Origin of the sequence: Sulfuricurvum sp. (assembly GCF_049587615.1) — a bacterium.
In the GTDB taxonomy this organism is placed as follows: Bacteria; Campylobacterota; Campylobacteria; order Campylobacterales; family Sulfurimonadaceae; genus Sulfuricurvum.
In genome coordinates, this window is the sequence record NZ_JBAVEF010000037.1 from 1 (window position 1) to 6592 (window position 6592).

Consider the following 6592-nt stretch of genomic DNA (forward strand, 5'->3'; position numbering starts at 1 on the left):
AGTTTACCTTAAACCGTTCACTATCCCACAAAACTTCACTTAATAGCTGATTGTAAATTTCATATTCTCTTAAAAAATCACTTTTTCTATTGAGTTCTGAAGCGTATTCGATTTTTTGTTTGAATCGCACCCATAGCTCTGAGAACAGCCAACTGATAAAAAGAAGTAATAGGGCATATAACCAATATGTCACGTTATTTTCAAATATGACAGGTATACAAACCAATACAATCAAACTTACAAAGAGAGGAAAAAATCGTACACTCCTGATATCATCTCTATGTTTGTAAAGCTCTATAAAATCAGAAGGTGTCATTACTCTATTCTTGTCATTAATTTATAAATACTTCTTCAAAATTGCTTCTTTTTTAGCACTGGTACCACTGGTAACTTTATGGTCTATTTTACCCGATACAATTACACAAAGCACTTAACCTAGTCTTCCCCTCGCAAACCGCCAATGATTAAAAGTTAGATGTCGTTCTCAAGCAATCGAATTGCTTCAAAGCAATCATTAAGCCTCAAATTAACCAAATAAAAAATAATAATCATAAATTTGTTTATTTTTTAATCAACCAACTGTATCTTATTTCAGACTTTTTACTCTACAATTATTTCAGACAAAATAGTCTTAATAAGGAGTTCCCATGAAAAGCTTGAATGTTTTAGGAAAAGGTGCATTAATGCTATCCCTTGCTGCGTCACTCGCGATGGCGGCACCGGAGAAAAAAGATCTCAAAATCGGATTCATCCCCTTGACCGATTGTGCGGCACTGGTTATCGCCAAAGAAAAAGGGTTCTTTGCCAAACACGGTTTGAACGTAGAACTAAGCAAAGAGGCATCCTGGGCAAATGTCCGTGACAAAATGACCGTCGGAGAGCTCGATGCTTCGCACATGCTCGCCGCGATGCCGATCGCTTCCACTCTCGGTGTCGGTAGTACCAAAAAAGATATGGTTGCCCTGATGGCACTCGGCCAAAACGGCGATGCGATTACCGTATCCAACAAGATGTATGACGCGATGATGGCGGCAGACCCTGCGGCTATGAAAAAAGGGTCCGCCGTAGCCCTCAAAAAAGTGATCGCTAGCAAAACGATGGGAGTTCCTGAGTTCGGGATGACCTTCCCTACGGGAACCCATAACTACCATATCCGCTACTGGATGGCCGCCGGAGGGGTTAATCCCGATAGCGATGTCGCTCTCAAAGTCGTTCCGCCACCACAAATGGTCGCCAATATGACTGCCGGAAATATCGATGGATTCTGTGTAGGAGAACCGTGGAACCAACGCGCCGTTATGGGAAATATCGGTAAAACCGTCGTCACCGGATATCAGCTCTGGGAAAATGGACCGGAAAAAGTGTTAGGGGTACAAAAAATATTCGCGGATAAAAATCCCGAAACGACCAAAGCGATGATCAAAGCGGTCATTGAAGCGGGAATGTGGCTCGATGCTTCATGGGACAACCGTAAAGAGGCATCCAAAATTCTCTCATCCAAATCCTACGTCAACGCACCGACGGACGTTATCGACAACTCGATGACCGGAACCTATATGTTTACTAATGGCGTCACTACACCTATGCCGAATTTCAACGTTTTTGGAAAAAAACAGGCACTTTATCCCTACTACAGTCACGGTTTATGGCAAGTGACCCAAATGATCCGTTGGGGACAACTCGATAAACCTGTGGATATGAAAAGAGTGGTTGAGAGCGTTTATCGCCCTGATTTGTTTGCAAAAGCAGCCAAAGAGGTCAATTATGCCCTCCCCGCTACACAGTGGAAAGTGGAGAAAAAATTTATCGACGGTGTGACGTTTGATCCAAACAAAGCAGTCGATTACATCTACAACGCTCCGATTAAATCGCCGAAAATCACCAAAGAAGCACTCCTTAAAGTGAATAAGTGGTCGGTATCGGCTAAATAATTTCCCGTCATGCTGAACTTGATTCAGCATCTTTAATTATTAGATCCCGAATCGAGTTCGGGATGACGAAATAAAATATTAGGAGGCTATTATGCCAATTAAAGCTATAAATGCCGTTATGCTCCCATTACTCCTCTTTGGTGTAGTAATCGCGATTTGGTCGGCTATTGCCGCTCAGATACCGGGGTTTCCCCCTCCGGGTGAAGTATGGGATGAACTCCTCGTCGTCCTCTCCGATCCATTTTACAACAACGGTGCGGGAGATCAGGGGATCGCACTGCAACTGGGCAATTCGCTTGCCCGTGTATTCGGAGGATTTGCCCTCGCCATCGCGGTGGGTGTTCCGGTGGGACTGTTGATCGGAATGTCTAAAAATGCTTATACGGCGTTCAATCCCTACATTCAGATTCTCAAACCCGTTTCGCCTCTCGCATGGTTGCCGTTGGCTCTGTTTGTCTTTAAAGAGGTCAATACGACGGCGATTTTTGTCATCTTCGTCACCTCGATCTGGCCGATTATCATTAATACGGCGTTGGGGGTACGGAGTGTCAGCGAGGATTATCTCAATGTTGCACGGGTGCTTCAATTGAGTGCTTTTGAGCGTGTATTTCAAATTATCCTCCCCGTTGCCGTTCCCTTTATCTTTACGGGGATGCGTTTATCACTGGGGATCGCATGGTTGGTTATCGTCGCAGCAGAAATGCTCACCGGAGGCGTAGGGATCGGGTTTTGGATTTGGGATGAGTACAACAATCTCAACTACTCCCATATTATTATCGGAATCATCCTCATCGGTATTATCGGGTATATCCTCGATGCGCTGATGGGGCTGATCGCCGATTTCTTTGATTATCGCAAGCGAGGCAGAGTATGAGTGCAAAACCTTTTTTAAAAATCGATCATGTCGATAAGATTTTCCCTCTCGGCGGCGGCAAAGAGTATGTCGCCCTACGTGATGTCCAATTGGATATCAAAGAGAATGAGATCGTCTCCATCATCGGTCACTCAGGATGCGGCAAATCGACGATCCTAAACCTCATTGCAGGGTTAGATACGATCAGTAGCGGAACGATATTACTGGAAGACAAACATATCACCGCTCCGGGACCGGAACGGGCGGTGGTATTTCAAAATCATTCCCTCCTTCCGTGGCTATCGGTCTATCAGAACATCGAAATGGCGGTACGCAAAGTATTGGGTGAAGAGTTAAGCAACAGTGAAATCCGCGATCATGTGATGAAATACATCCAGATGGTGAATCTCGATCATGCAAAAGACAAATACCCCGGTGAGATCAGCGGAGGGATGAAACAGCGTGTCGGTATCGCCCGTGCCCTCTCCATCGAGCCTAAAGTGCTCCTCATGGATGAACCGTTCGGAGCCCTCGATTCGCTCACACGTGCCAATCTGCAAGATCATTTGATGCGGATACAAATGCAAACAGGCAATACTGTCGTCATTATCACCCATGATGTGGATGAAGCGGTTCTGCTCAGTGATCGGGTCATCATGATGACTAACGGCCCGGAAGCAACGATCGGAGAAATTTTAGAAGTGAACCTTCCGCGCCCACGTAATCGTTTGGAACTTCAGAATAATCCCGAATACCTAAGGTGTCGCGGCGCGATTATCGAGTTTTTATACTCGAAATTTGCCAAAGAAGACGAATAAATACCCTACCCCCACATATGAGGGGTCAGTTTAAATATTAAGGAGAAAAAATGAAATTAGGAAAACTAAGTCTAGTGGCCGTAATGGCATTAGGGACAAGTGCATTTGCAATCGATAATGTAAAAGTAAACGGTGAGGCGAAACTGTGGTATCAAACTACAGAAACAGAGGGTACATCAACTGCTGCTACCACAAACGGATTGGATTTTTTTGAAGACGGTACAAACAGTTCAGCTCATGTTAAATTGAGTGTCGGGGCAACGGCTGATTTAGTGCAAAATCTTAGTGCCGGTGTCAAAGCGACTGCATTAACTACTTTGGGATTGGAAAACAATTTAGTAGGATCGACATTTACGGCTAAAATCGATGCAGACGGAACCAGTCATCAAAAAACGACCGATATGTCATCATTGAACGATCAATCGTGGATTGAAGAGTTGTGGTTGGCGTACACTGCCGGTAAAACAACGGCTAAAGTGGGTCGTCAACGTCTCGATACTCCTCTTGCATTCAGTGAAGACTGGAATGCGGCAGACAATACGTTCGAAGCGGCAGTATTGTTAAACAATGATCTTCCTGACACAACTTTGGTCGGTGCATGGGTTGGAAAACATAATGGTGTCGGTTTACTCGGTGATCCTGATGGAGCTGCAACAACGTATGTTTCTCCACGTAATACGACGGTAGCCTATGAAGGGAAATTTGGAACCTTTGGAACTGATGGAGCGTATGCAGCAGGTGCGATTAATAAATCAATTCCAAATACTACCGTACAAGCATGGTATTACAATGTATGTCAAATCGCTGATGCTTACTGGTTACAAGCAGATACAAAAGTAATGAATATGATTAACCTTGGTGTACAGTATGGTTCTATGAATCCTGATAATGTAGCCGATGATCGCAGCACCGATATGTTAGCCCTCAAAGTATCGGCTGATGTAGCGGGTGTCAATGTCTATGGTGCTTATTCATCTGTGAGTGACGGTACTCTTGGCTTTGCTAACGTTGCTACCGGTGATAAAACAATGATGTATACCGGTTTAGCCAGTGTTTACTTCGATGGTGAAATCGTCTCTGCTCCCGATACCGATGCATGGAAAATCGGAGCTTCGACTAAAATGGTTCCGGGTGTGATGCTTGCGGCAAGTTATGGCGAAGCTGAAACCGGAAACAACGGTAGCACAGCTGCACCATTTGGCGGATTAAGTTTGCAAAATAATGATTACAGCGCTTGGGATATTGTTGCCAAAACAAAAGCAGGTCCTGTTGATTTAACCGCTATCTACACTGAATTCGAAAGAGAAAGTGCTACAGGTATTAAAACCATCGATAATGCACTTTTTCGTCTTATCGCTTCGTTGAAATTCTAATCTTCTCTCACCCTTACGGGTGGGAAGATTCAAGCAGTAGTACCAAGCTTGACCTCTATTTCTGCTGCTAGGGTCTATGCAGCAAAGTAAAAAACTCGCTACACATCTGAATAATTTTATTCTGTCGCTCTTTGCCCACCGGCTCACTCTGACGAATTGCATGAACCTGATCGATCAGATTATGAATCCCCGCTGGAATCATTGACGTTAAGAATTTCCGTAATGCTGAACTCACTGCAGGTGCACGTCCCGCCGTGTTGATCCCCACACACAAATCCCCCTCGACGATCAATGCCGGAAAAATAAAACTGCACAATGCGGGAGAATCGACACAATTGACCGGTGTTTTACTCATCATACACGTATTATAGATTTTTTCTTGTTCACCCAAATCATCCAACGCTCCGATCACTAAAAAACGCCCCTCACAATCACTCAGTTCATATTTACGCTCTATCAGAGCAATCGAATACTCTTTCGCAAGAGCACGAATCTCAGGATGAATTTCGGGTGCAATGACACTCAAGGCGGGTGAGAATTTTACCAATTGTTCAATTTTACGCAATGCCACCTCCCCTGCTCCAATCACCACACAATCTTGATCTTTTAAATCGACGAACATCGGAAAAAGTGCCATTATCAATCCTTTGCAATAAACTGATTAAAAATTAACCAAAAATTTGTTTTTCTTATCGCTATTTTACACTATTATTTTTAAAGACAAAAAAGTCCTAATAAGGAATATCCCATGAACGGAAAATTATATTTAATCGGTTGCGGACCCGGCGATGCCGATCTTCTCACCTTGAAAGCTCTTAAAACCATCGAAAAAATCGATATTGCCCTCATCGATCATCTCCTCACCCAAGAGATCATCGACCTCATCCCAGCACGTACCAAAGTGGTATTCGTCGGAAAAGAGAAAGGAAAACACAGCTTCCCCCAAAGTGAGATCAATACGATGATTACCGATTATGCTCACCAGGGATACACCGTCGGTCGGCTCAAATGCGGTGATCCCTACATCTTCGGTCGTGGAACCGAAGAGGCGATTTATGCCTCGCAAAACGGTATTGAAACTGAAGTGATCCCCGGAATCTCATCCGCCCTTTCCGGCCCACTTTCCGCTGGAATAGCCCCGACTGCGCGCGGTGTTAGTACCGGAGTATCGGTCGTATCGGCACACCTCTCAGGGGATCGTGTCAATCTTTCATGGATTCCGATGCTGGGTGCCAGTGATCACACCACCGTTGTCCTCATGGGGCTCAGCCGAACCCGCCAAATCGTCAAAGAGGCATTGGATCAAGGGGTGGATGCCACATTGCCCGTCGCGATTATCTCCAATGCTACTACAGCACACCAGAGCTCTATTATTACGACATTAGGTGAACTCATCTCTGCCTCCAAAGAAGCTCCTAAACCGGCCATTTTGGTATTTGGAAATGTTGTCAATTTAGCACAAGTTCTCCCAACATATCGTTACGAATCCAAAGGAGAATGTTATGACATCGCTTGCGCAGGCTAATACTGAGCGGAGTGTCAAACGGCACAAAACCGAATCGATCAAGGATGCTTTTAGTGCTCGTGAAGCGTGGGAACGACTGATCGGGTATTCCA

General features: G+C 44.7%; 7 protein-coding genes. 5 read left to right on the forward strand and 2 right to left on the reverse strand.

Features of this window, described 5'->3' with window-relative positions; all coding sequences use genetic code 11:
- Positions 1–316, reverse strand: a 316-nt coding sequence (locus WB308_RS07200; protein WP_424190414.1) for a hypothetical protein, incomplete at its 3' end; no start/stop codon positions are given.
- A gap of 331 nt (positions 317–647) precedes the next feature.
- Here WB308_RS07200 and WB308_RS07205 point away from each other — a divergent pair.
- From WB308_RS07205 to WB308_RS07220, 4 genes are all read left to right on the forward strand, one after another.
- On the forward strand, positions 648–1931 hold the full coding sequence (locus tag WB308_RS07205; protein WP_424190416.1) for a CmpA/NrtA family ABC transporter substrate-binding protein: 1284 nt from the start codon (positions 648–650) through the stop codon (positions 1929–1931).
- Between the two features lie 91 nt (positions 1932–2022).
- A complete protein-coding gene (gene ntrB, locus WB308_RS07210; RefSeq protein WP_424190418.1) occupies positions 2023–2805 on the forward strand; it encodes a nitrate ABC transporter permease in 783 nt (260 codons plus the stop codon).
- A complete protein-coding gene (locus tag WB308_RS07215; RefSeq protein ID WP_424190420.1) occupies positions 2802–3602 on the forward strand; it encodes an ABC transporter ATP-binding protein in 801 nt (266 codons plus the stop codon). Before ntrB ends, WB308_RS07215 begins: the two co-directional genes overlap by 4 nt.
- Positions 3603–3652: 50 nt before the next feature.
- Positions 3653–4975 (forward strand): hypothetical protein, encoded by a 1323-nt coding sequence (locus WB308_RS07220; RefSeq protein ID WP_424190422.1) that lies wholly within the window; start codon positions 3653–3655, stop codon positions 4973–4975.
- 67 nt (positions 4976–5042) lie between these two features.
- Here WB308_RS07220 and WB308_RS07225 read toward each other — a convergent pair whose 3' ends face one another.
- Positions 5043–5612 carry a precorrin-2 dehydrogenase/sirohydrochlorin ferrochelatase family protein gene (locus WB308_RS07225; RefSeq protein WP_424190424.1) on the reverse strand — a complete coding sequence of 190 codons (570 nt, stop codon included), beginning with the start codon at positions 5610–5612 and terminating at the stop codon, positions 5043–5045.
- 111 nt (positions 5613–5723) lie between these two features.
- On the opposite strand from WB308_RS07225, the gene cobA reads away from it, so the two are divergent.
- Entirely contained in the window at positions 5724–6500 is a 777-nt protein-coding gene (gene cobA / locus WB308_RS07230; RefSeq protein ID WP_424190426.1) for a uroporphyrinogen-III C-methyltransferase, read from the forward strand.
- The last annotated feature ends 92 nt before the right edge of the window (positions 6501–6592 follow it).